Genomic DNA, 21,798 nt, shown 5'->3' with positions numbered 1-21,798 from the left:
TCGTCCCTTCATTCCTTCGCGAGTTCCAGCAGGGCGAGGGTCGCGCCGTTCGCCTTCTCGGCCAACCGCGCCAGGGACCGGCGCTCGCCGTCCCACATGGCCCAGCGGTTTGCGCCTTCGAGGACGGTCATCACGAGCTTGACCTGCTGGACGGACGGGCCGAAGCCCATGTCCTCGGCCGCGGCGCGGTAGAGCGCCTCGTACAGATCGACCCAGGCGTCGACCTCCTCACGAAGCGCCGGCGGGAGGAAGTGGACGACCTGGTCGGTCGCCACCAGCAGGTCCCACAGGTTGCTCTCGGGAAGCTCGATCTGCCGGGTGAGATGGACGTGCACCATCCGGCGCCAGCCTTCCCGGGGGTCCGGGACACCGCGCACCTCGTCGAGCAGGGCGACGCCGAACTTGTAGAAGTGCCAGCGGAGCGACTCGGCCACGATCTCGTCGCGGCCGTCCGGGAAGTGGTTGTACAGGCTCGGGGCCTTGATGGACATCTCCTTGGCGATCATCCGCATGGTGACCGAGTTGAACCCGTTCTCGGTGGCCAGCCGGAGGAACGCCTCGAGGATCGCCTGCCGCGAGGGGGTCTGACGGCTCCAGTCGAGCGCGCCGAGATGCTCGTCGAACTCCTCGACCGCGCGGGGCCACCGCTCCTCGGCCACTGACGCCTCCTTCACCGGTGTGCGACGTTTCGAGGGGAGACTACCTGACGTTAGTTAGCACACGGCGACGCCACACTCTGGCGAAGCTACCGTACGTTAGTTAGCCTGAAGCATGCCCGTTGAAGCACAGCGCACCTCCGTGTCCCGCGACGACCTCGCCGCCGCTCTGCGCGCCGCGAACGTCACGTTCGACGACACTCCCCTGACCCGCGCCCTGTACTCGTCGGACGCGAGCCTCTATCGCGTCGTCCCGTCCGCGGTCGTCACGGCGCGCCACGCCGACGAGGTGATCGCGGCCCACGAGGTGGCGCGTGAGCTGCGGATACCGGTGACGATGCGCGGCGCCGGCACCAGCATCGCCGGCAACGCGGTCGGCCATGGCATCGTCGTGGACACCCGCCGGTTCAACCGGATCCTCGACATCGACCCGGCCGCGCGCACGGCGCGCGTGGAACCGGGCGTGGTGCACGCGGACCTCCAGCGCGCGGCGGCACCCCACGGGCTGCGGTTCGGACCGGACCCGTCCTCGCACAGTCGCTGCACGATCGGCGGAATGATCGGCAACAACGCCTGCGGGTCGCGGGCGCTGGGCTACGGGCGGACCGTGGACAACGTCGAGTCGCTGCGCGTGCTGTACGGCAACGGCGAACTCGCCCTGGAGGCGGGCGGTCGGCCCGGTGGCCACACCGCGGCGCGACTGGCCGCCGTCGGGGACGCCAACCTCGCTCATCTGCGGACCGAGTTCGGCCGTTTCGGCCGTCAGGTCAGCGGCTACGGCCTGGAGCACCTGCTGCCCGAGCGGCGCCGCGTCGAACGGTTCCTGACCGGCAGCGAGGGCTCGCTGGCCACGGTCCTGGAGGCGACGGTACGGCTGGTCGACGACCGGGTCGAGCGCAGGATGCTGGTGCTCGGGTACCCGACGATGGCCGACGCGGCCGATGCCGTACCGGCGCTGCTCGCCGCCGTGCCGGGCCGGCTCGTCGCGTGCGAGGGCATGGACTCGCGCATCGTCGATCTGGTGCGGGAACAGGGTTCCGCCGTTCCCGACCTGCCGCGCGGGCGTGGCTGGCTGTTCGCGGAGGTGGCGGGCGAGGACGCGGGCGACGCGGTACGGCGGCTCGTCGCCGTCGGCGCCGCGCTGGACACACGGCTGATCGACGACCCGCGGGAGGCGGCCGCGCTGTGGCGCATCCGTGAGGACGGCGCGGGGCTCGCGGGCCGGTCGCTGCCGACTCCGGCGTACGGCGGCTGGGAGGACGCCGCCGTTCCGCCGGAGCATCTCGGCGCGTGGCTGCGCGACTTCGAGGGACTCCTGCGGGAGCACGGCCTTCAGGGCGTTCCGTACGGGCACTTCGGCGACGGCTGTGTGCACTGCCGTATCGACTTCCCGTTCCGGCCCGGCGACCCGGCCTCGGCCGGCGTGTTCCGTGACTTCATGACCGCCTGTGCGACACGGCTGCGTGCGTACCGCGGCACCCTGTCGGGAGAGCACGGTGACGGCCGGGTCCGCGGCGAGCTGTTGCCGCTGATGTACGACGAGACGTCCCTCGCCCTGTTCCGGCAGGTCAAGACGGTCTGCGACCCCGACGGCATGCTGAACCCGGGCATCATCGCCGACCCGGTTCCGCTCACCGACGACCTGCGCCCGGTGCGCCCTCGGACCCCGGTGCGCACGGGGCTGCGTCTGGTGCACGACGCGGGGGACCTCGGTGCCGCCGTGCACCGCTGCACCGGCGTCGGAAAGTGCGTGGCGCCCACGACGACGGGGGTGATGTGCCCGTCGTATCTCGCCACGAGGGACGAACGGGATGCGACCCGCGGCCGGGCGCGCGTGCTCCAGGAGGCGCTCGACGGCGGTCTGCTGCGCGGGGGCCTGAAGGACCCGGCAGTCGCCGGGGCGCTCGACCTGTGCCTGGCGTGCAAGGGGTGTTCGAGCGACTGCCCCAGCGGTGTCGACATGGCCACGTACAAGAGCGAGGTGCTGCACCAGCGGCACGATGTCGCCGGGCTGCGCCGGCCGCGGTCGCATCTGTTCCTCGGGCGGCTCCCGCAGTGGGCCCGGCTCATGGCACCGCTGGCCAGGCCGGCCGATCTGCTCCTGCGGGTCGGGCCGCTCGCCGCGCTGGCCAAGTGGGCCGCCGGTATCGACCGCAGGCGGTCCGTGCCGCGGTTCGCCTCCCCCACGCTGAGGCGGGCGGCGGACACCGGTGTCGTGGGCGACACCCCTCCCGACGTGTGGATCTGGGCCGACTCCTTCACCGACCACTTCTTCCCCGCCTCCGGTCTGGCGGCGATCCGGTTCCTGGAGTCGCACGGCCTCACGGTCCGCGTCATCCGGGAGGACGCCTGCTGCGCCCTGACCTGGATCACGACCGGTCAGCTCGACCGGGCGCGGGACATCGTGGGCCGGACCGTGCGGACGCTCGCGCCCTACCTCCGCGGCGGGGTCCCCGTGATGGCGCTGGAGCCGTCGTGTCTGGCGTCGTTGCGCGGCGACGCGGCGGAACTGTGCGACGGCGAGGAGACGGGCCTGGTGGCCTCGGGGATGCTGAGCTTCGCCGAGCTCGTCGAGCGCCTCGAGCTGCCGCTGCCCGACCTGACCGGGGTGGAGGTCGTCGCCCAGCCCCACTGCCACCACAGTGCCGTCATCGGCTGGGACACCGACCGGCGCCTGCTGGAGCGGGCCGGCGCGTCCGTCACCCAGGTGCCGGGGTGCTGCGGCCTGGCCGGCAACTTCGGGGTGGAGAAGGGGCATTACGAGGTCAGCGTGGCGGTCGCCGAGACGCATCTGCTGCCGGCCGTGCGGGCGCACGCGGACGCGGTGGTCCTGGCGGACGGCATGTCCTGCCGCGTCCAGCTCGACGACCTGGCCCAGGTGCCGACCCGCCATCTGGCCGAGTTGTTCGCGTCCCGCGTCCGAGGCCGGTGACACGTCTGCGGAGCCGGGCCCCGGGGGCTCGGCTCCGCAGACGGGTGACGGTGGCGGCTCAGTGGATCTCGTTGCGCAGGGTCCCGATCTTCTCCAGGACGACCTCGACCTTGTCGCCGGGGCGCAGCCACAGGGGCGGGTTGCGCTTCGCGCCGATGCCCTCGGGGGTGCCGGTGGCGATGACGTCGCCCGGGCCGAGCGTGAGGAACTGGCTGACGTAGGAAATGATCCTCGCGACGGGGAAGATCATGTACCTGGTGTTGGAGCCCTGGACCCGGGTGCCGTTGACGAAGGTCTCGATGTCCAGGGCCTGCGGGTCGCCGATCTCGTCCAGGGTGACGATCGCCGGCCCGAACGGCGTCGCACGGTCCACCGCCTTGCCCGCGAGCCACTGGGTGCCGCGGTACTGGAGGTCGCGGGCCGTGATGTCGTTGAGGACGGACAGGCCCGCCACGTACGACAGAGCGTCGCTCTCGTCCACCCGGCTGCACTCTCTGCCCATGACGACGGCGAGTTCGCCCTCGAAGTCGAGGTGGTCGGTGACGTCGGACCGGTCGATGGCGTCGTAGGGGCCGATCAGGCTGCTGGCGAACTTGGCGAACAGGTCGGGGTGGGTGGGCAGGGCGCGGCCGGTCTCGCCGACGTGGTCGGCGTAGTTCAGGCCGACGCAGAGGACCTTGAGCGGGTCGGCGACCGGCGGGCCGAGGCGCACGGCGGACACGTCGCCGACGGGCTCCACCGTCCCGTCGGCGAGGAGCGGTCCGACGGCCGCGGCGATCCACGGCAGCCGGCCGCCGTACAGCCGGAGGAAGGCGCGCACGGACGGCAGGTCGCGCGAGATCAGCCCGGCGGTGTGGAGCACGGCGTTGAGGCCGAACACCTGGTCGTCGTGGAGGAGGCCCGGCTTCAGGTCGGCTCCGGATGCGTAGGAGACGAGTTTCACGTCAGATCCTTCGGGTGGTGGGCGTACGGGGTGGGGTGTGCCGTTCATGGAGGCGCCCTGCCCGCGGGGAGGTGTACGGGCAGGGCGCTGCGCGGGGACCGGGGCCGTCAGGAGAGGCGGATGGTCTTCTTGTTGGCGAACTCGTCCAGGCCGAGGCGGCCGAGCTCACGGCCGATCCCGGAGGCCTTGACGCCGCCGAACGGCAGGTCGGGCTGGCTGCGGATGAGGGTGTTGAGGCCGACCATGCCGACCTCCAGGCGTTCGGCGATGTCCGCGGCGAGGTCCTCGTCGCGGGTGAACACGGCGGACCCGAGCCCGAACCGGGAGTCGTTGGCCAGCTCGACGGCCTCCTCGACGGAGTCGACCTTGTACAGGACGGCGACGGGTCCGAAGAGTTCCTCGCTGTGGGCGCGCATGTCCGGGGTGACTCCGGTGAGGACGGTGGCCGGGTAGAACGCGCCGGGGCCGTCGGGGAGTACGCCGCCCAGGTGCAGCCGGGCGCCCTTGGACACGGCGTCCTCGACCTGCTCGGCGATCTCCTGCCGGCCGGACGCGGACGCCATGGGGCCGATGCGGGTGCCGGGGTCCAGCGGATCGCCGGTGTTCCACTGCTGCGCGCGGGCGACGAACCCTTCCAGGAACCGGTCGTAGACGTCGCTGTGGACGATCAGGCGCTTGGAGGACGTGCAGGACTGGCCGGCGTTGCTGAACCGGCCGGTCGCGGCCAGGTCGAGCGCGAGGTCCAGGTCGGCGTCGGGCAGGACGATGAAGGGGTCCGAGCCGCCGAGTTCGAGGACGCACTTCTTGAGGTGCCGGCCGGCCTGTTCGGCCACGCTCCGGCCCGCTTCCTCGGATCCGGTCAGCGAGACGCCCTGGAGACGGACGTCGGCGATGAGGGCGCCGATCTGCGAGGACGACACGACGAGGTTCTCGTAGACGCCCTTCGGGGCGTCGGCCTCGGCGATGAGCTCCTCGATGAGGAGCGCCGTACGGGTGCAGGAGCGGGCGTGCTTGAGCAGGACGGTGTTGCCGAGCAGCAGGTTGGGGGCGACGAACCGCGCCACCTGGTAGAGCGGGAAGTTCCAGGGCATGATCCCGAGCACGGGGCCCGTGGGAGCGGTCCTGACGACGGCCCGTCCCCCGGCTCCGACATCGATGACCTCGTCCGCCAGCAGGCGGGCGCCCGCGGTGGCGTAGTACGCGTAGATCGAGGCGGAGAGGTTGACCTCGCCCTCGGCCTGGGCGAGCGGCTTGCCCATCTCCGTGGCCATCGCCTCGGCGAGTTCGGCGCCGCGCTGCCGGTGCAGCGCGGCGATACGGGCCAGCACGGCGATACGGTCCTCGAGCCCGGCGCGGGCCCAGTCGCGGTAGGCGTCGGCGGCACGGGTGAGCGCTTCGGCGGCCTCGGCGTCGGTCATCATCGTGTACTCGGCGAGCACCTCACCGTCGAGCGGCGAGATGGTCTGGTAGGTGGGCATGGCGTGCTTCTCCAAACCGCTTGCGGGGTGGGGGGTCAGACCGTAGACGGGACGCGGACGTCGTAGCTGGGGTATCCCCGGGCCGTCTCGGCCTCGGAGATCGCGATGAACTTGTCGAGCCCTCCGACGTAGAAGTTGGCGGTCCTGGCCTTGCGCTTGCCGGGGATGTTGTTGCCGAAGATCCACGATCCGGTCTCCAGGAACAGCGAGCCCTTGAGTTCGTCGAGGCAGGTCCGCAGCCAGTTCTCCTCGGCCTCCTCGCGGAGCCACAGGGAGGCGCCGGGGGTGTCCTTGACGCTCTTGACGGCCTGGGCGATCCACTTGGCCTGGACGCCGATGGCGGAGGGGTTGTTGACGAACGGGCCGTTGGGTCCGAGGACCATGAACAGGTTGGGGAAGCCGGACACGGTCATGCCCATGTGGCTGCGGGGGGCGTCGGCCCAGTGCTCCTTGAGGGTCCTGCCGCCGGCGCCGCGGATGTCCATGTTGCGGTAGCTGCCCTCGACCGCGTCGAAGCCGGTGGCCAGGACCAGGACGTCCAGGCGGTGCAGGGTGCCGTCCTGGGTGACGACGCCCTCGGCCACGAACTCCTCGACGGGGTTCTCCCGGGTGCTGACGAGGGTGACGTTGGGCTGGTTGAAGATCTCGAAGTAGCCGGAGTCGCAGATGGGGCGCCGGGCGAACAGCTCGGTCGGGGTGAGCTTGCGGGCCGTCTCGGGGTCCTTGACGATCTCCCTGATCTTGCGCTTGATGAAGTCGGCGGCGAGCTCGTTCGCGGCGCGGTCGCTGGTGACGTCGCAGAAGGTCTCGTTGGCGAAGGTGTAGTTCCCGCCCTTGCGCCAGGCCCACTCGAAGATCGCCTCGCGCTCCTCCTCCGAGACGCTCCAGATGCTCCGTGTGGTCTCGTCGACGCCGAAGCCGATCTTGGAGGTGCGGAACTCCTCCCAGCGGTCCTCGCACGTGGCCTTGAACTGCTCCAGCTCCGCCTCGGACCAGGCGCGGTTCCCGGCCGGGACGGTGTACTGGGCGGTGCGCTGGAACGAGGTCAGGTGGGCTACGGTCCTGGCGGCCTCGGTCATGAACTGGATGCCGGTGGAGCCGTTGCCGATGACGCCGATGCGCAGGCCGGCGAGGTCGAGGTCCTCGGGCCAGTCGGCGGTGTGCACGACACGGCCCTCGAACCGGTCGATGCCGGGGAAGTCGGGGATGTTGATCCGGGAGAGCAGGCCGGCGGCGGTGACGAGGAAGCGGGCGCGGAACTCGCCCCGGTCGGTGACGACGTGCCAGCGGGCGCTCTCCTCGTCGAAGGCCGCGCCGACCAGGGTGGTCTCCAGCCGGATCCGGTCGCGCAGGTCCCAGAAGTCGACGGCGTCCTCGACGTAGCGGCGGATCTCGGGGCCGGGGACGTAGCGGGTGCGCCAGTCGGTCCGCTGGAAGAGTTCCCTGTCGTAGGGCAGCTGGTACATGAAGCTCTGCGTGTCGGAGAGGGCGCCGGGGTAGCGGTTCCAGTACCAGGTGCCCCCGACCTTCGGCGCCCTGTCGATGGCGATCGCGTCGAGACCGGCGTCGGCGGTGAGGGTGCGCAGTGCCATGACGCCGCCCATGCCGGTGCCCACGACGAGCGCGTCGATCTCACGCACGGTTTCTTCGCTGCCCATGTATTGCTCCTTTACGGGATTTCGCGCACGGAAAAGCGGCTCGCGCGATGATGTGTTTCGCCGAAATCACCGGAGGGAGTCGTCTCCGATTTCGACAACGTGACGCTACGTCCGGGAAATGTTGATCGCCAGATCACATTGATGCGAAGGTGGCGGACGATTGTTTCCGGAACTGAAATGATCAATGCAACACGAGGGCTTCTCAGGCCACGGCGGCCGGGTTCTCGCGGTGCAGACAGCGGCGCAGGTGGCCGAGAGCGGCCTCGACAGGCGGGTCGACGCATCCCGATCGCCAGGCCGCGCGCAGATGGACGTCGGGTACGAGTTCGCATTCGCGGCGGGCGAGCGGCACGAAGACGACGTTGGGGTTGGTCGTCGACCGGGAGACGGAGCGCAGCGCGAGGTGGCAGCCGACCTCCGCCCCGACGAGCGCCAGACAGGACGAGGTGTCGGGGGCGAACTGGACGTTGTTGACGCCGCCGGTGCCGTGCGCGTAGCCGAGCCGCCAGAGCCGGTCGGTGGTGACCGATCCGGTGGCGTAGGGCAGGGAGACGAACGGCTCGGAGGCCACGTCCTGGAAGGAGACGACCTGCGAGCCGGCGAGCCGGTGGGTCCGCGGCACCGCGACCACGAGCGAGTCGGCGATCAGTACCTCGCTGTCGAGGCCGGGCGGCAGGTTGTCGAAGCGGCCGAGTCCGACGTCCACCTCCGCGTCCAGCAGCCGGCGGATCGTCGGCCTGGAGACGGCCTGCGAGGTCAGATCGAGGCGGATACCGGGGTGGTCGGCCCGCATGCCGCGGGAGAGGGCGGCCACCAGGGGGTGCGCCGCGACCCCGCAGAACTCGACGCGGACGGTGCCGGACTCGCCGGAGACGGCGGCACTGACGGCGGCCTCGGCGACGGCCACGGCGGCGAGCACCTCGCGGGCCGGCCCGATCAGGGCCGCACCGGCGGGCGTGAGGGAGACCGAGCGGGTGTTGCGCTCGAACAGGCGGCTGCCGAGCTCGCCCTCGAGTGCCTGGATGGTCCGGCTCAGGGGTGCCTGGGCCATGAAGAGCTGCTCCGCGGCGCGGCCGAAGTGCAGGTGTTCGGCGACCGCGAGGAAGGCCTGTAGTTGTCGCACGTTCACGGTCGTACACCTCCGCTTGTGATGCTCGGCACCCACCCTAGGCTAACGTCCGTTAGTTAGCTAGAGTCTCGGGTGGCCGGATTAATCCGGTTCCGACAACACACCGTTTCCAGTTCGGACGTATTCCGATTCCACTGGTCCGGACCCGTTGACGGGCCGTTCGTCGGTCCTTACGTTTCATTTCACTTTCCCCGCGAACAGGTTTAGGCGGCCGTTGAAATGTCTCTTGCAAGCAGCACCGAAATCCCGGCCGGCCCCGCCGGTCGCGCCGGTGGTTTGCTCCTTGTCGGTCCCCAGCAATATCCGAGCCTGGAGCGGGAGCGGGCACTGGCCGAGGAGTTCGACCTGGACTTCGTGGTGGCGCCGGACCGGAAGGCGTTCCGTGCGTCGATCCCGGAGGCCACCGTGGTGATGGTGACCCCGTACGCGCCCGTGGAGGCCCAGGACTTCGCCGCGATGAGGAAGTGCATCGCCGTGGTGCGGTACGGCATCGGCTACGACAACATCGACGTGCCGGCCGCCCGGGAGAAGGGTGTCCCGGTCGCGATCGTGCCGGGTGCGGCGACCGAGGAGGTCGCGTCGCACGCGCTCACCATGGGACTGCTGCTGGCGCGGCGCATCCCGGCGGGGCAGTCGGCCATCGAGGCCGGCCAGTGGGCGGGCAGTGTCGGGATGGACACGCCACGGTTCTCCCAGCTGGACGTCGCGGTCGTGGGCATGGGCCGGATCGGCCGCCAGGTCGCCCGGTGGTACGCGGCCCTGGGCACGAACGTCCGCGCCTACGACCCGTTCGCGACCTTCGACTCGGTGCCGGCGGCGCCGCTGAGGGAGCTGCTCGAACAGTCCGACGTGGTGTCGCTGCACCTCCCGCTGTCGTCCGCGACCAGAGACCTGGTGTCCGCCGAGGTCATCGGCCGCATGCGGCCCCGCTCGGTCATCGTCAACGTCTCGCGCGGCGGGCTCGTCGACGAGGCCGCGCTGGCGGACGCGCTGCGCTCCGGACACCTGGCCGGAGCGGGTCTCGACACCTTCACGACGGAGCCGCTTCCGACGGATCACGTCCTGCGCGGCGTCCCGAACCTGGTGATGACCCCGCACGTCGCATGGCGGTCCGACCTGGCGATGGACGCGCTTCAGGAGGCTGTCGTGCTCCGCGCCCGCCAGGCGCTGACGGGCCGGCCGCTGTCGGACCTGGTCACCTGACCGGACCGGCATCGCGCCGCGGCCTGCCCTCTCCCCCCACACCCGAACGTCTGCGCGGGCACTGACGCCGGCGCAGCGAGCTCCACGCGGTGAGCACGTCCCGAACGGGACGGCATCCCCGGGAGGCGACACCAACCCCAACCGGCCCCGCGGTAGCTCGGGTGGGCCCCACCAGGAAGAGAAACTCATGGCAAGACACGAGCAGGTCCCCACCGTGAGTGGTGAAAGACGAGAGGCGGAAGTCGTGGAACAGCCGCGGCGTCTGCAAGGCAACATGGGCGTCGGCGAGCTCGCCATGAGCGTGCTCGCGTTCTCCGCGCCGCTGACCACGGTGGCCGGGTTCATCCCGGTGCTGCTGATGTTCGGCGGCAGGACCGGGCCGGCGATCTACATCGTGGCGACGGTCATACTCCTGCTCTTCTGTGTGGGCTTCACGGTGATGGGCCGCACCGTTGCGAACCCCGGCGGCTTCTACGCCTTCGTGACGCAGGGGCTCGGCCGCCCGGCCGGTCTCGGCGGCGCGTTCCTGGCGACGTTCGGGTACTTCATGATCGGGTTCTTCGCCCCGCCGTTCTTCGCCATCACCGTCCAGAGCTACGTGGAGAAGAACCTCCACGGTCCCCACATCGGCTGGGGCTGGTACGCCCTGGCGATCGTCGCCGTGACCACCGCCCTGGCGTACCGGCGCATCGACCTCTCGGCGAAGGTGCTGACCGCGGTCATGGTGCTCGAAGTGGTCGTCGTGGTGATCTTCGACATCGCGTCCTTCGCGCACGGGGCCCCGGCCGGTACCGGAGGTGCCTCACTGAGCCTGCCGTGGGTCACCGACCCGAACATCGGTCTCGCCCTCCTCTTCGTGGTCGGCAACTTCTTCGGCTTCGAGGCCACCGTCATCTTCCGTGAGGAGGTCAAGGACCCGGACAGGACGATCCCCCGGGCCACCTACCTGTCCGTGGCGGGGATCGGCGTCTTCTACGCCCTGGCCGCATGGGCCTACATCGCCTTCACCGGAGCCGACAAGGCGCAGGCGGCCGCCACGGCCAACACCGGCGGGATGTTCACCGACGCGCTGACCGCACTGGTCGGCAAGACCGTGGTGGACGTCGTCACCGTCCTGCTGATGACCTCGATCCTGGCGTCGATGCTCTCCATCCACAACGTCACGGCGCGGTACATGTACTCCCTGGGCACCGACGGGGTGGTGCCGAAGGCACTGGGCAAGGTGCACCCCCGGCACGGGTCACCGTTCGTGGCCGCGTCCCTCATCGGTGCGCTGTGGGCGGTCGGCGTGGTCCTCTTCGTGGCACTGGGCAGCGACCCGAACGTCCTGTACGCCCGTGCGTCCGGTATCGGTACCTTCGCGATCGTGCTGCTCCTGTTCGCGGCGAGTGTGGCGGTGTTCTTCTACTTCCGCCGCAACCCGTCCTCCGAGCCCGCCTGGAAGACCGCGGTGGCACCGCTCCTCTCGGCCGCCGGGATCGGCGTCGTGGCGTACCTCGCGGTGTCGAACTACGCGGACCTGCTCGGCGGCTCCGGCTTCGTCACGTCCTTCTTCCTGTTCTTCACCTTCGCCCTGTTCGTCATCGGGATGGTCCACGCGCGGGTTCTGCGCGGCCGGCGTCCCGAGGTCTACCAGCGCATCGGCCGCCAGGAACTGTGACGGCCTCCCGCTGACGGCGGCCGGCCCCGATCGGACGATCACGCCCATCGCCCGATCGGGGCCGACACCGGCTCCCTACGCTAACGATCGTTAGTTAGTCACTGTGCGTCGACCCTGTCGGCTCTTCCACAAGCAACCGAGGTGGCCATGAAAACTCCGGCAGAGACAGCGCCGAACCGGCCGACCGCCGCCACCGGCGACGGAATCCCGTTCCGGGTCGCGGTCGTCGGCGCCGGTCCCAGCGGGTGTTACACGGCCCAGGCTCTGCTCAAGGGACAGCCCGATATCGAGATCACCGTCCTCGACGCACTGCCGACCCCCTTCGGCCTGGTCCGATACGGCATCGCGGCGGACCACCAGGGCGCCAAGGCCGTGTCGCGTCAGTTCGAGCGGGTCTTCTCGCAGCCAGGGGTGGACTTCGTCGGGAACGTGTCCGTCGGTACCGACGTCGGCCTCGAGTCGCTCCGCGAGAACTTCCACGCGGTCGTCCTCGCGACCGGCCTGGGAGCGGATCGGCGACTGGACATCGAGCGGGATCCGGACGCCCGGGTCGTCGGCGCCGGGGACCTCGTCCGGCTGCTGAACTCGGACCCGGACGCCCGTCTGCGGCACCGGCGGGACGGTCTCGACGACCTCGGCGCCGAGGTCGTCATCCTCGGGACCGGGAACGTCGCCGTGGACGTGGCGCGCCTGCTGTCGAAGTCCGACCTGGACCTCATCGCCTCCGACATCGACGACGACGCCCTGCGCGCGGTGGCACCGAACCCGGTACGGACCATCCACATCCTGGGGCGATGTCCGTCGCATCGCGCCAAGTGGGACGCGTCGATGGTGAAGGAACTCGCCCACGTCGTCGGTGTCCGGGTGACCGTGGACGGCACGCCCCTGCTCGACGGGACCGCGGTGTCCCCGCGCACGACGGTGAACGTGCGGTTCGAGCAGGTTCCCGCCGCCATCCGGCGGCACGACGGCCGGATCCGTGTGACGACGCACCGGGCGGGCGACAGCGGGCAGGTCGACCACGTCGACGCCGACACCGTCATCACGGCGCTCGGATTCGAGTCCCCGGCCGCACACCTGACCCACTCCGGTGGCCTCGACGCGCCGCACCTCTTCCGGGTGGGCGGACCGGCCACCGGCCGGCTCGGCAATCTGGCGGAGAACCGGAGGCTGGCGACGGACGCGGCGAGGGACGTCCTCGCGTTCCTCCGGGGCCAGGAACCCCGGCACCGGGCCGGCCTGGACGGGCTCCGCGACCGACTGCCCGCCTCGGCCGTGGACTTCGAGGCGTGGCGGCGCATCGACGACGCGGAGATCCGGCGTGCCCGGCCCGACCGGTGCCGGACGAAGTTCACGACCAGGGAAGAACTCCTCGCCGCGGCGGCGGGTTCCGCCGCCCCGCCTTCCATCCCGCTGGCCACGACCGGGCCATCGACAACCCAGGAGAAGTGAGATGACTGTCGTACACGTCCTGTTCGGGACCGAGTCGGGCAACGCGGAGATGGTCGCCGACGACATCGCCGCCGCGTTCGGCGGCCAGGGATTCGAGACCGTGACCACGGAGCTGACCGACGTCGAGGTGTCCGACCTGGCGGCCATGGAGATCGCCGTCTTCGTGAGCTCCACCTACGGCGAGGGCGGGCTGCCCGAGACGGCGGCACCCTTCTACGACGCCCTCCTCGCGCAGCGCCCCGACCTGACCGGTGTGCGGTTCGCGGCGTTCGGGCTCGGCGACAGCATCTACGAGACGTTCAACAACGCCATCGACACCCTCCGCAGGGCGCTCCTGGAGCTCGGCGCGGAACAGATCGGAACCACGGCCAAGCACGACGCCGCGTCGACGACCCCGGCCACGGAGCTCGCCGACGCATGGGCCCGGGACCTCCTGGCCCTGCTGCCCGCCTGACCCCGCCCCCGGCCTGACCGGACCGAAGGAGTGACAGAGATGAGCCCGACCATCGAGGAAGCCTCGGCGCTGTTCCCGTGGAACGACGAGGGATTCCGGGCCGACCCGTACCCGGCGTACGAGCGGGCCCGCGCGCTCGCACCCGTGCACCGGACGACGGAGAACACGTACGTCGTGCTGAACCACGCGGACACCATGCACCATGCGAAACGGCCGTGCATGCGGATCGCGGAACCGCCGTCGTTCGCCGCCGCCTCCGAGCACGTTCATCCGTGGACCGCGTTCGACAACACGGTTCTGTCGAAGGACGCGCCGGAGCACACCCGGATGCGGCGGCTGACGAACCGCTGGCTGACACCGAAGATGATCGGCACCTGGGCACGGCTGACGCATGACTTCACGGTCGAGGCGCTCGACGGGCTCGGCCCGGGCGAGGTGGTGGACGCCCACTTCGACCTGGGCGTGATGCCCACCCATCTGACGATGTGCCGCATCCTCGACATGCCCGTGGGCGATGTGGAGGGCATGTTCTGGGCCCTGTGGGACGCGATGCTCATCAACGCGACCGCTCCGGGCGAGGGCATCCACGCGAGGTCGCTGGCCGGGATGACCTTCATGTTCGACGAGACCGAGCGGTACGTGCGGGAGAAGCAGAGCGCCGGGGAACCGGGGAACGGCCTGGTCGACGAACTCCTCGCGGCCCATGAGCGCGGCGAGCTGAGCTGGCGCGAGGTCCTGGAGACCACCGTGCTGCTCTACATGTCGGGCGGCCCGAATCCCGCCTACCTCATCGGTGCCGGCTTCAAGCTGTTCGCCGAACGCCCGGACCTGATGCGGGAGTTCGGGCGGAAACCGGAGATCCGGGACGCCTTCATCAACGAGCTGGCGCGGCTGAACCCGGTGGAACTCATCATCACGCGGTTCCCGAACGAGGACGTCGAGATCCAGGGCGTGCGCATCCCCGCGGGTTCGTGCGTCAAGTACCCGATCGGTGCGGCGAACCGGGACCCGGCCGTGTTCGAGAATCCGCATGAGTTCGACTACCACCGTCCGCCGGACGCGAGCCGGAACCTGACCTTCGGGCTCGGTACCCACGCGTGCGCCGGGCAGCTGCTGGCGCGGGCCGAGACCAGCGTGATCCTCGGTCTCGTGGCCGAGCGCTACACCTCGGTGGAGCTCGTCGGCGAGCCGACGGAGGTCCGCACCGACCGCCTGGTCGCGTTCGACAAACTGCCGGTCCGCCTGTCCTGAGCCGGCGCGGGCCAGATGCGGCAAGGGTGGCGTACGGCGCCCTTGCCGGAGGTCTCCCCGTCGATCCCGAACTGTCCCGTCTCCCAGCCGAACGCCCGTACCGGGCCGCCCCGCACTCGCGGGTCAGGAACCGACAGCGGCCCTGGTGGACTCGGTCGTGGTCGAGTCAGCCGTGGTGCCGTGGCCGGATGCGGCCGGCACGGCGAAGGCCTCGCGGAACGCGTCCAGCGCGGCGTCCGAGTCGTCACGGGCCCAGCCTTCGAGGCCGATGACGCCCGTGTAGCCGAGACCGTGCAGGGCGCGGGCGACGGCAGGGTAGTGGATCTCCCCGGTGCCCGGTTCGCAGCGGCCCGGGACGTCGGCGACCTGGATCTCACCGATGTACGCAAGGGCCTGGCGGCAGAGTTCGACGAGGTTCCCCTCGCCGATCTGGGCGTGGTAGAGGTCCAGGTTCATCCTCAGGTACGGGCTGTCCACGGCGCGGACGAGGGACAGGGTGTCGGCAGCGCGGGCGAACGGTGTTCCCGGATGGTCGACCGCGAGGTTGAGGTTCTCCAGGGTGAAGACGCGGCCCGCGGCCTCGCCGAGTTCCGCGACGCGCCGCAGGGTGTCGGCGGCCGTGAGCCACATGCCGGGTGTGACGACCTCGACCGGGCGGACCGCCAGGCCCTTGTCGTCGAGTCCGGTGCCGTGCAGGTTCAGTCGCGGGCAGTCGATCCGGGCGGCCGCCTCCAGGGAGGCGCGGGCGGAGGAGAGCAGCGCTTCGATGCCGTCGGCGTCGGTGAGGTTGCCGGTGAGGTAGCCGGTCATGGAGGAGAACGTCGCGCCGGTGGCGGCCAGGGCGTCGAGGTCCTTCGCCGACCAGTCCCAGATCTCGACCTGGAAGCCGCGCTCGGCGATACGGGTCACCCGTTCGGTGAACGGCCGGTCCAGGTAGAGCATTTCGGCGCTGGCGGCGAGGACGAAGGGGCTGGCGGTGCGGGTCATGCGGTCACCTCGGCGATCGTGACGGGGCGGTCGTTCTCCACGCTGCGGATCGCCGCCAGGGCGATGGACAGCGCGCGGCGGGCGTCGTGGCCCGTGACGGAGGCGGGGTTCTTGTGACGGACGGCGTCGGCGAACGCGGCCAGCTCGCCGACGTAGGCCTCGCGCAGCAGGTCGGTGTCGCGGCGGGCGGTGTCGATGTGGATGCCCTGGGCTCCGTAGAAGGTCATGTCGGTGGTGCGGACGCCGCCGGCGGTCACCATGCCTTCCGATCCGAAGACCTCGCCGCGCACGTCGTAGCCGTAGAGGGCGCAGAAGGAGGCTTCGGCGGTGGCGATGGCGCCGTTGTCGAAGCGGATGGTCACCACCGCGGTGTCCAGGTGGCCTCGGTCCTTGGCGTCGGGGCGGACCAGGGCGTCGGCGAGGGCGTGGACGCCGACCGGTTCGGCACCGGGGTTGAGCCAGCACAGGGTGTCGAAGTCGTGGATGAGGGTCTCCAGGAAGATCGTCCACTGCGGGATGCGTGCCGGATCGGCGGTGAACGGACCCGGGTCACGGGTGAGCGAGCGCAGCAGTTGCGGGGTGCCGATCCGGCGCTCGTCGATCGCGGCGCGCGCGGCAGCGAAGCCGGGGGCGAACCGGCGGTTGAAGCCCACCTGGAGGACGACACCGGCCTGTTCCGCCGCGGCGATGGCACGGTCGGCGTCCGCCAGGTTCACCGCCATCGGCTTCTCGACGAAGATGTGCTTCCCGGCCCCGGCCGCCGCGACGACCAGGTCGGTGTGGGCCCGGGCCGGTGCGGTGATCAGTACGCCGTCGATGTCCTCGCGGTCGAGGACCTCGTTCACCTCCGTGGTGGCCAGTGGCGCGCCCAGTTCGCTCGCGAGGCGTTCGGCGGCACCGGGGACCGGGTCACTCACCGCGGCCAGGGTGGCGCCCGGGATGTCCCGGGCGACGATCGCGGCGTGGTTCGACCCGATACGGCCCGCGCCGATCGTGGCCAACCGCACCTCGAGCGGGACGGGCCGGAGGCGGCCGGGGGGATTGTCAGCGACGACCATGTCGGTGCTCCAAGTCGGTGCTCCCAGATCTAGAACGTTCTAGTCGGGAAGGTAGAACGCACCTCGGGAATCGGTCAAGGGGTCGATATGCTCGGCGCGAGGCCGTCCGGCCGGGTGGTGGAACCACATGCGACCAGGTAGGGAAGTGGCGACGTGACGAAGTCGGACGACGCTCGTGACGGTGCCGAACAGCCGCCCCCCGCCAAGACCGGCACCGCGCGGGCGGCACGCAAGGGGCGCCCGACCATGGTCGACGTGGCCCGCGCCGCCGGCATCTCCACCGCCCTGGTGTCGATCGTGATCCGCGACGTCCCCGGAGCCAGTGCCGAGACCCGCCGGCGCGTCCTGCAGATCGCCGACGAGCTGGGTTACGTCCCCGACCGGCGCGCCCAGAAGCTGCGACGGTCCAGCTCACGGGTCCTCGGCATCGTCTTCGAGCTCCAGCAGCCCTTCCACGGCGATCTCGTCGAGCACCTCTACGCCGCCGCGGCGCGGCACGGCTACGAGGCGGTGATCAGCGCGGTGGCGCCGAGCCGGGACGAGTCCACGGCGCTCAACTCCCTGCTGCGCGAGCGCTGCGAGGCCGCGATCCTGCTGGGCAGCCGTCTCTCCGGCGAGGAGCTCCAGGGTCTGGCCGGGCGGCTGCCCACCCTCCTCGTCGCCCGCCGCAGCGACCTGCCCCAGGTCGGTTCCGTCCGCAGCGACGACTCGGTGGGCATCAAGCTCGCGGTCGACCATCTGGTGGGCCTCGGACACCGGCGGATCGCGCACATCGACGGCGCCGGCGCCCCGGGCAGTTCCGATCGCCGGCTCGGCTTCCTCGAAGGGATGGCGGATCACGGACTGGCCGACTTCGCCGACGTGCTCGCGGGCGGCCTCACCGAGGAGGCGGGGGCCGAGGGCATGCGCTACCTGCTGGACCGCCCGGTGCCGCCGCCCACGGCCGTCATCGCGTTCAACGACCGTACGGCAACCGGTGTGCTGGACGTTCTCGCACGTCAGGGCCGTGACGTACCCGGGGAGATCTCCGTGGTCGGCTACGACGACTCACGGCTGGCGAAGATCCCGCACGTGCAGATGACCACCGTCTCGCAGGACGCGCCCCTCATGGCGGATGCCGCGGTGATCGCCGCGCTGGATCTCATCAACGGCGGCACACCGCAGGAAACAGTCCTCACACCCCGCCTGGTCGAGCGCGCGACATCCGGCCCCGCCCCTCGTTGACTCGACCGGGCGAACGCCCACGATGATCCCGATCAACCCCGAGTGGGACAACCTGGTCCTGGACACCCTCGCGGACGCCAGGCTGGCCGGGGTCGACACCTGGAGCACGGAGTGGATGGGCTCCGAGGGCGGTGGATCGGCGCACGAGGTCCGCACCTGGATCGCCGGATTCGCCGTGGTCACCGCGGAGTCGGAGGTACGGCGATGAGCGCGTCCGAGCGCGACCGCGCGATCGTGGAAGCCGCGCGCAGGCTGACGGCCGCCGCCGAGGAACGCACCCCGTGCGCCCCGGTACGGGACCTGCTGGGCACCGAGGACCTGGCGGCCGCCTACCGGGTGCAGCGGTTGCTCGTGGACCGCCGGCTGCGCGGCGGGGCCCGGGTCACGGGCCGCAAGATCGGCCTCACCTCCCCGGCGGTCCAGCGGCAACTCGGCGTGGACCAGCCCGACTTCGGCGTCCTCCTCGACGACTTGGACCTCTCCGGACGCGCGGTGCCCACCGGGCTTCTCCTGCAGCCCAAGGTCGAGGCCGAGATCGCGTTCGTCCTCGGCACCGACCTCGACTCGGACGGGCCGGCCGTGGCCGACGTGCGGGCCGCGGTCACCCACGAGGCACCGGCGCTGGAGATCGTCGACAGCCGGATCGCCGGCTGGGACATCACCCTCACGGACACCGTCGCCGACAACGCCTCGAGCGGACTGTACGTACTCGGCGAGGCCCGCCTCCCGCTCGACGCGTTCGCACCGCGTGCGGCGGCGATGCGCATGTACGTCAACGGCGCGCGGGTCTCCGAGGGCGACGGCGCCGCCTGCCTCGGCGATCCGCTCGACGCGCTGCTGTGGCTGGCCCGTACGGCGCGCTCCTTCGGCGACCCGCTGCGCGCCCGACAGGTCGTGCTCTCCGGTGCCCTCGGTCCCATGGCGGTGGTTGCGGCCGGGGACCGCGTCCATCTGGAGCGCGGCGACAAGGACCCGCAGCCGGTCGCCCCGCACGCCGCCGGCACCCGGCACCACCTCTACGTAGTCCCCGGGAAGCTGCGCAATGGTCACCACGGTCCCCCAGGTGCGCCAGTTCGGTCCGACGATCATGAAGACCGCCCCCGCCACTGGCTGAGACGAAGGACGGGGCGGGCCCGGAGTCTCCTTGTCACGTCCGTACCAATCCCACCGCTCAGGGACTCACGTCCGGCAGAGAACGGCGAACCTCCCGAACGTCTCGGTCCTTCTCGGTGGCGACGGCCGAGGCGGAGACGAGCGTCGCGGCGGCCAGGGTGCCCCAGAGGGCGGAGGAGCCGTGGGGTGCGAGCGCGGTGATGACCGCCGGGGAGACCGCGAGGCCGAAGCCCGTGGAGAGTCCGAAGCGGGCGAGGGCGCGGCCCAGGGCCTGGGGCGGGGCGAGCGCGGTGACCAGTGCGGTCGCGCTGCCGGCGTAGATGATCTCGCCGAGGGTGCAGACCACGGACACCGCGGCGACGGCCGGGGCTCCCCAGCCGGAGCCCAGCGAGGTGGCCGCGAGGAATCCGAGGTAGGACACGGCCAGTACCACACCGGAGAGGGCCAGCACGGTCCGCCGCGGGAAGCGGGACAGGAGGACGGTGAACGGAACCTGGAGGGTGACGACGAGCACGGTGTTGGCCACGAAGACGGCAGCCGACCACACCGGCGAGGCGTGCAGCTGTGTCACCAGGACCAGGGGGAGCGCGATTTCGGGGACGTTGAGGCAGAAGACGTAGACCACGTTGGCGACCAGCAGTGCGCGCATCCGGGGTGCGGGCTCGTCGTTCCCGTCCTGGGCCGGGGTGGCAGCCGGCTGCGCGCGCAGGTGGACCGACCACGCCAGGGCGGCCGCCGCGAGGTAGGCCAGGCCGGTGACGGCCGCCAGCGCCCGCAGTGCGGTGGTGCCGCCCGCCAGGCATGCGGTGGCGATGAGGGCGCCCACGCCCAGAGCGGCGTTGCGCAGGGCGCGGCCCGCCGCGAGGGCGGTGTCGCGTTCCCGCCCGTGGGCGACGGTGGCGACGAGCGCGGCATGGGCGGCCGGCCAGGCCTGGTTGCCGATGCCGAGGAAGAGCGCCGCCGCCGTGAAGAGCCGGACGTGCCCCGCCGGGGCGGCCAGGAGCAGCGCCACGCCGAGCACCCGTATCAGCATCGAAGCCGCCACGACCGTGCTGCGTGCGCCGCGGTCGAGCCATCGGCCCACCGCGGGCATGCACACCAGACCGGCGACGATACCGGCCGTCATGGCGATGCCGGTGACCGGCGCGGACAGTCTCAGTACCGTCACGCCGTAGAGCAGCAGAAAAGGCCGCAACAGGCCGGTGCCCACGGCGTCCACGGCGTCCACGGCCAGGGCGACGGCATAGCGGGGGCCGCCGGAGGCGCGGACGAGGGCACGGGGCTGGATTCCGGTGATGGTTGCCATGGCGTCAGACGGTGCGTCCGGCCGCCGGGGCAGGGCACGTGGGTTGACGTACATCGTCAATCGGCGCCGTCGCGGGGCCGGATGGGCGGTGATGATGGGGGGATGACGCTGAGGATCGACATCAGCGGCCTGCCGTCCGAGCCCGTGCGGTTCGCCGCCTCCCCGCTGGCCGAGCTGACCGCGATGCTCCACGTGCTGGCCGAACCCGGTCACCATCCGCAGGTCGCGGGCTGGGCCGCGGACGTCTGGGCGGGGCTGCGGCCGGAACTGGCCGAGCGGCTCAGGGAGGCGGAGTTCCTCTGGCGGTCCTCACAGGCCGACTTCCTGATCCCCGCACGGCCCCGGCCGACCCTCGTCGAGGAGTTGGACGACGTGGACCGGATCGACGACGAGACGTATGTGACCGCCGCGCTCGTCACGACGTGCGGCAGCAACCGGGTCCGTTTCCGCGGGGCGTCCCCGCTCACCGACACGGCCGCGCGCGAGCGGGCCTTGGACGTGGCCCAGGCGCGCGGCGCGCTGCAGGAGGCCTTCGCGGAACGGCTGCTGGCGGATCCGGCCGCGGTGCGGGCGCGGGTGCGCGAGACGCTCGAAGCATGCGCCGGGGCCTTCTTCGACGGCGCCTGGGCGGGCGTCGCGGTGCAGCTGGCTGCGGATCTGCGTCTGAAGAACGAACTGCTCAGGCGCCAGGGCGTCGGGGCGGCGCTCGCCTCGGTCTCCGGCGCGGTCACCCTGACGCCGGACGGCGACTGCATCATCGTGGACAAGGTGCAGGACAAGGCGACCGCCGCGCGGGGAGCCGGGGTCACCTTGATCCCCAGCGTCTTCGGCCGCCCGCACCTGGTCGCGGTCCACGCGCCGGGGTGGCATCCGGTGGTGCAGTACCCGGTCGCCGAGCCGGGTCCGGCGGAGCCGGTCTCCCTGGAGACGGTCACTCTCCGGTTGGAGGCGCTCGCTCATCCGGTACGGCTGCGGCTGCTGCGCACGCTGGCGCGTGGCCCGCACACCACCGGCGAGCTGGCCCACTTCTGGGAGCTCACGCCCCCTGAGGTGTCCCGCCACCTCACCGCCCTGCGCCGCGCGGGCCTGCTCACGGCCCGGCGGCAGGGCCGTTACGTCCGCTACAGCCTCAACCTGGCCGATCTGACGGAGTTGGGCACCGATCTGCTGGCCGCCGTACTGCGCTGAGGGGGCCCGTACGGTGAACCACCCCACATGACTCACATCACCTACTAACCCATCTAGTGGTGCATATCGGACGCCATGTCCACGCCATCATGCCCTCTGACCTGCA

General features: G+C 71.2%; 17 protein-coding genes and 1 pseudogene. 10 read left to right on the top strand and 8 right to left on the bottom strand.

Annotation, left to right across the window (positions count from 1 at the left end; translation table 11 throughout):
• Window positions 1–8: 8 nt before the first annotated feature.
• Window positions 9–659 carry a TetR/AcrR family transcriptional regulator gene (locus ABZ490_RS44175; protein ID WP_359003804.1) on the bottom strand — a complete coding sequence of 217 codons (651 nt, stop codon included), beginning with the start codon at window positions 657–659 and terminating at the stop codon, window positions 9–11.
• A 112-nt stretch (window positions 660–771) separates the two neighbouring features.
• Between ABZ490_RS44175 and ABZ490_RS44170 the strand changes: the two genes are divergently transcribed.
• A complete protein-coding gene (locus ABZ490_RS44170) occupies window positions 772–3,588 on the top strand; it encodes an FAD-binding and (Fe-S)-binding domain-containing protein (protein ID WP_359003801.1) in 2,817 nt (938 codons plus the stop codon).
• Between the two features lie 58 nt (window positions 3,589–3,646).
• On the opposite strand, the gene ABZ490_RS44165 is transcribed toward ABZ490_RS44170, so the two are convergent.
• The 4 genes from ABZ490_RS44165 to ABZ490_RS44150 all read right to left on the bottom strand — a co-directional run bounded on the left by ABZ490_RS44165 (window position 3,647) and on the right by ABZ490_RS44150 (window position 8,796).
• Window positions 3,647–4,531: a fumarylacetoacetate hydrolase family protein gene (locus ABZ490_RS44165; protein WP_359003798.1), complete on the bottom strand. Its 885-nt coding sequence runs from the start codon at window positions 4,529–4,531 to the stop codon at window positions 3,647–3,649.
• 107 nt (window positions 4,532–4,638) lie between these two features.
• Window positions 4,639–6,009 carry an NAD-dependent succinate-semialdehyde dehydrogenase gene (locus tag ABZ490_RS44160; RefSeq protein ID WP_359003796.1) on the bottom strand — a complete coding sequence of 457 codons (1,371 nt, stop codon included), beginning with the start codon at window positions 6,007–6,009 and terminating at the stop codon, window positions 4,639–4,641.
• A gap of 35 nt (window positions 6,010–6,044) precedes the next feature.
• The gene (locus ABZ490_RS44155; protein WP_359003793.1) at window positions 6,045–7,667 is read right to left on the bottom strand and encodes an NAD(P)/FAD-dependent oxidoreductase; all 1,623 of its coding nucleotides are present in this window, start codon (window positions 7,665–7,667) and stop codon (window positions 6,045–6,047) included.
• Between the two features lie 202 nt (window positions 7,668–7,869).
• Window positions 7,870–8,796 (bottom strand): LysR family transcriptional regulator, encoded by a 927-nt coding sequence (locus tag ABZ490_RS44150; protein ID WP_359003790.1) that lies wholly within the window; start codon window positions 8,794–8,796, stop codon window positions 7,870–7,872.
• A 276-nt stretch (window positions 8,797–9,072) separates the two neighbouring features.
• Here ABZ490_RS44150 and ABZ490_RS44145 point away from each other — a divergent pair, with 276 nt between their 5' ends.
• The 5 genes from ABZ490_RS44145 (at window position 9,073) to ABZ490_RS44125 (ending at window position 14,816) form a co-directional block, all read left to right on the top strand.
• Entirely contained in the window at window positions 9,073–9,999 is a 927-nt protein-coding gene (locus tag ABZ490_RS44145; protein ID WP_359003787.1) for a C-terminal binding protein, read from the top strand.
• 244 nt (window positions 10,000–10,243) lie between these two features.
• On the top strand, window positions 10,244–11,659 hold the full coding sequence (locus ABZ490_RS44140) for an APC family permease (RefSeq protein ID WP_359003784.1): 1,416 nt from the start codon (window positions 10,244–10,246) through the stop codon (window positions 11,657–11,659).
• Window positions 11,660–11,806: 147 nt separating this feature from the next.
• On the top strand, window positions 11,807–13,111 hold the full coding sequence (locus ABZ490_RS44135; RefSeq protein WP_359003781.1) for an FAD-dependent oxidoreductase: 1,305 nt from the start codon (window positions 11,807–11,809) through the stop codon (window positions 13,109–13,111).
• A 1-nt stretch (window position 13,112) separates the two neighbouring features.
• A complete protein-coding gene (locus ABZ490_RS44130; protein WP_359003778.1) occupies window positions 13,113–13,565 on the top strand; it encodes a flavodoxin domain-containing protein in 453 nt (150 codons plus the stop codon).
• A 39-nt stretch (window positions 13,566–13,604) separates the two neighbouring features.
• The gene (locus tag ABZ490_RS44125; protein ID WP_359003775.1) at window positions 13,605–14,816 is read left to right on the top strand and encodes a cytochrome P450; all 1,212 of its coding nucleotides are present in this window, start codon (window positions 13,605–13,607) and stop codon (window positions 14,814–14,816) included.
• 123 nt (window positions 14,817–14,939) lie between these two features.
• On the opposite strand, the gene ABZ490_RS44120 is transcribed toward ABZ490_RS44125, so the two are convergent.
• Together ABZ490_RS44120 and ABZ490_RS44115 are read right to left on the bottom strand one after the other, a co-directional pair.
• Complete coding sequence (locus tag ABZ490_RS44120) at window positions 14,940–15,803, bottom strand: TIM barrel protein (protein ID WP_359003772.1); 864 nt, start codon at window positions 15,801–15,803, stop codon at window positions 14,940–14,942.
• On the bottom strand, window positions 15,800–16,861 hold the full coding sequence (locus ABZ490_RS44115; RefSeq protein WP_359003769.1) for a Gfo/Idh/MocA family oxidoreductase: 1,062 nt from the start codon (window positions 16,859–16,861) through the stop codon (window positions 15,800–15,802). Before ABZ490_RS44115 ends, ABZ490_RS44120 begins: the two co-directional genes overlap by 4 nt.
• Window positions 16,862–17,014: 153 nt before the next feature.
• Here ABZ490_RS44115 and ABZ490_RS44110 point away from each other — a divergent pair, with 153 nt between their 5' ends.
• The 3 genes and pseudogenes from ABZ490_RS44110 to ABZ490_RS44100 all read left to right on the top strand — a co-directional run.
• Window positions 17,015–18,085 (top strand): LacI family DNA-binding transcriptional regulator, encoded by a 1,071-nt coding sequence (locus ABZ490_RS44110; RefSeq protein ID WP_359003766.1) that lies wholly within the window; start codon window positions 17,015–17,017, stop codon window positions 18,083–18,085.
• A 22-nt stretch (window positions 18,086–18,107) separates the two neighbouring features.
• Entirely contained in the window at window positions 18,108–18,293 is a 186-nt protein-coding gene (locus tag ABZ490_RS44105) for a hypothetical protein (RefSeq protein ID WP_359003763.1), read from the top strand.
• A pseudogene (locus tag ABZ490_RS44100) lies at window positions 18,290–19,033 on the top strand (fumarylacetoacetate hydrolase family protein); the annotation flags it as partial. The gene ABZ490_RS44105 and the pseudogene ABZ490_RS44100, both read left to right, overlap by 4 nt.
• Window positions 19,034–19,256: 223 nt before the next feature.
• Here the strand turns inward: ABZ490_RS44100 and ABZ490_RS44095 are convergent.
• On the bottom strand, window positions 19,257–20,504 hold the full coding sequence (locus ABZ490_RS44095; protein ID WP_359003760.1) for an MFS transporter: 1,248 nt from the start codon (window positions 20,502–20,504) through the stop codon (window positions 19,257–19,259).
• Between the two features lie 102 nt (window positions 20,505–20,606).
• Between ABZ490_RS44095 and ABZ490_RS44090 the strand changes: the two genes are divergently transcribed.
• A complete protein-coding gene (locus ABZ490_RS44090; protein WP_359003757.1) occupies window positions 20,607–21,692 on the top strand; it encodes a DUF5937 family protein in 1,086 nt (361 codons plus the stop codon).
• Window positions 21,693–21,798 lie beyond the last annotated feature (106 nt).

It is taken from the genome of Streptomyces sp. NPDC005811 (assembly GCF_040630405.1).
In the GTDB taxonomy this organism is placed as follows: domain Bacteria; phylum Actinomycetota; class Actinomycetes; order Streptomycetales; family Streptomycetaceae; genus Streptomyces.
Note: the sequence above shows the minus strand (reverse complement) of the source record. Positions and strands in the feature narration are given on the sequence as shown.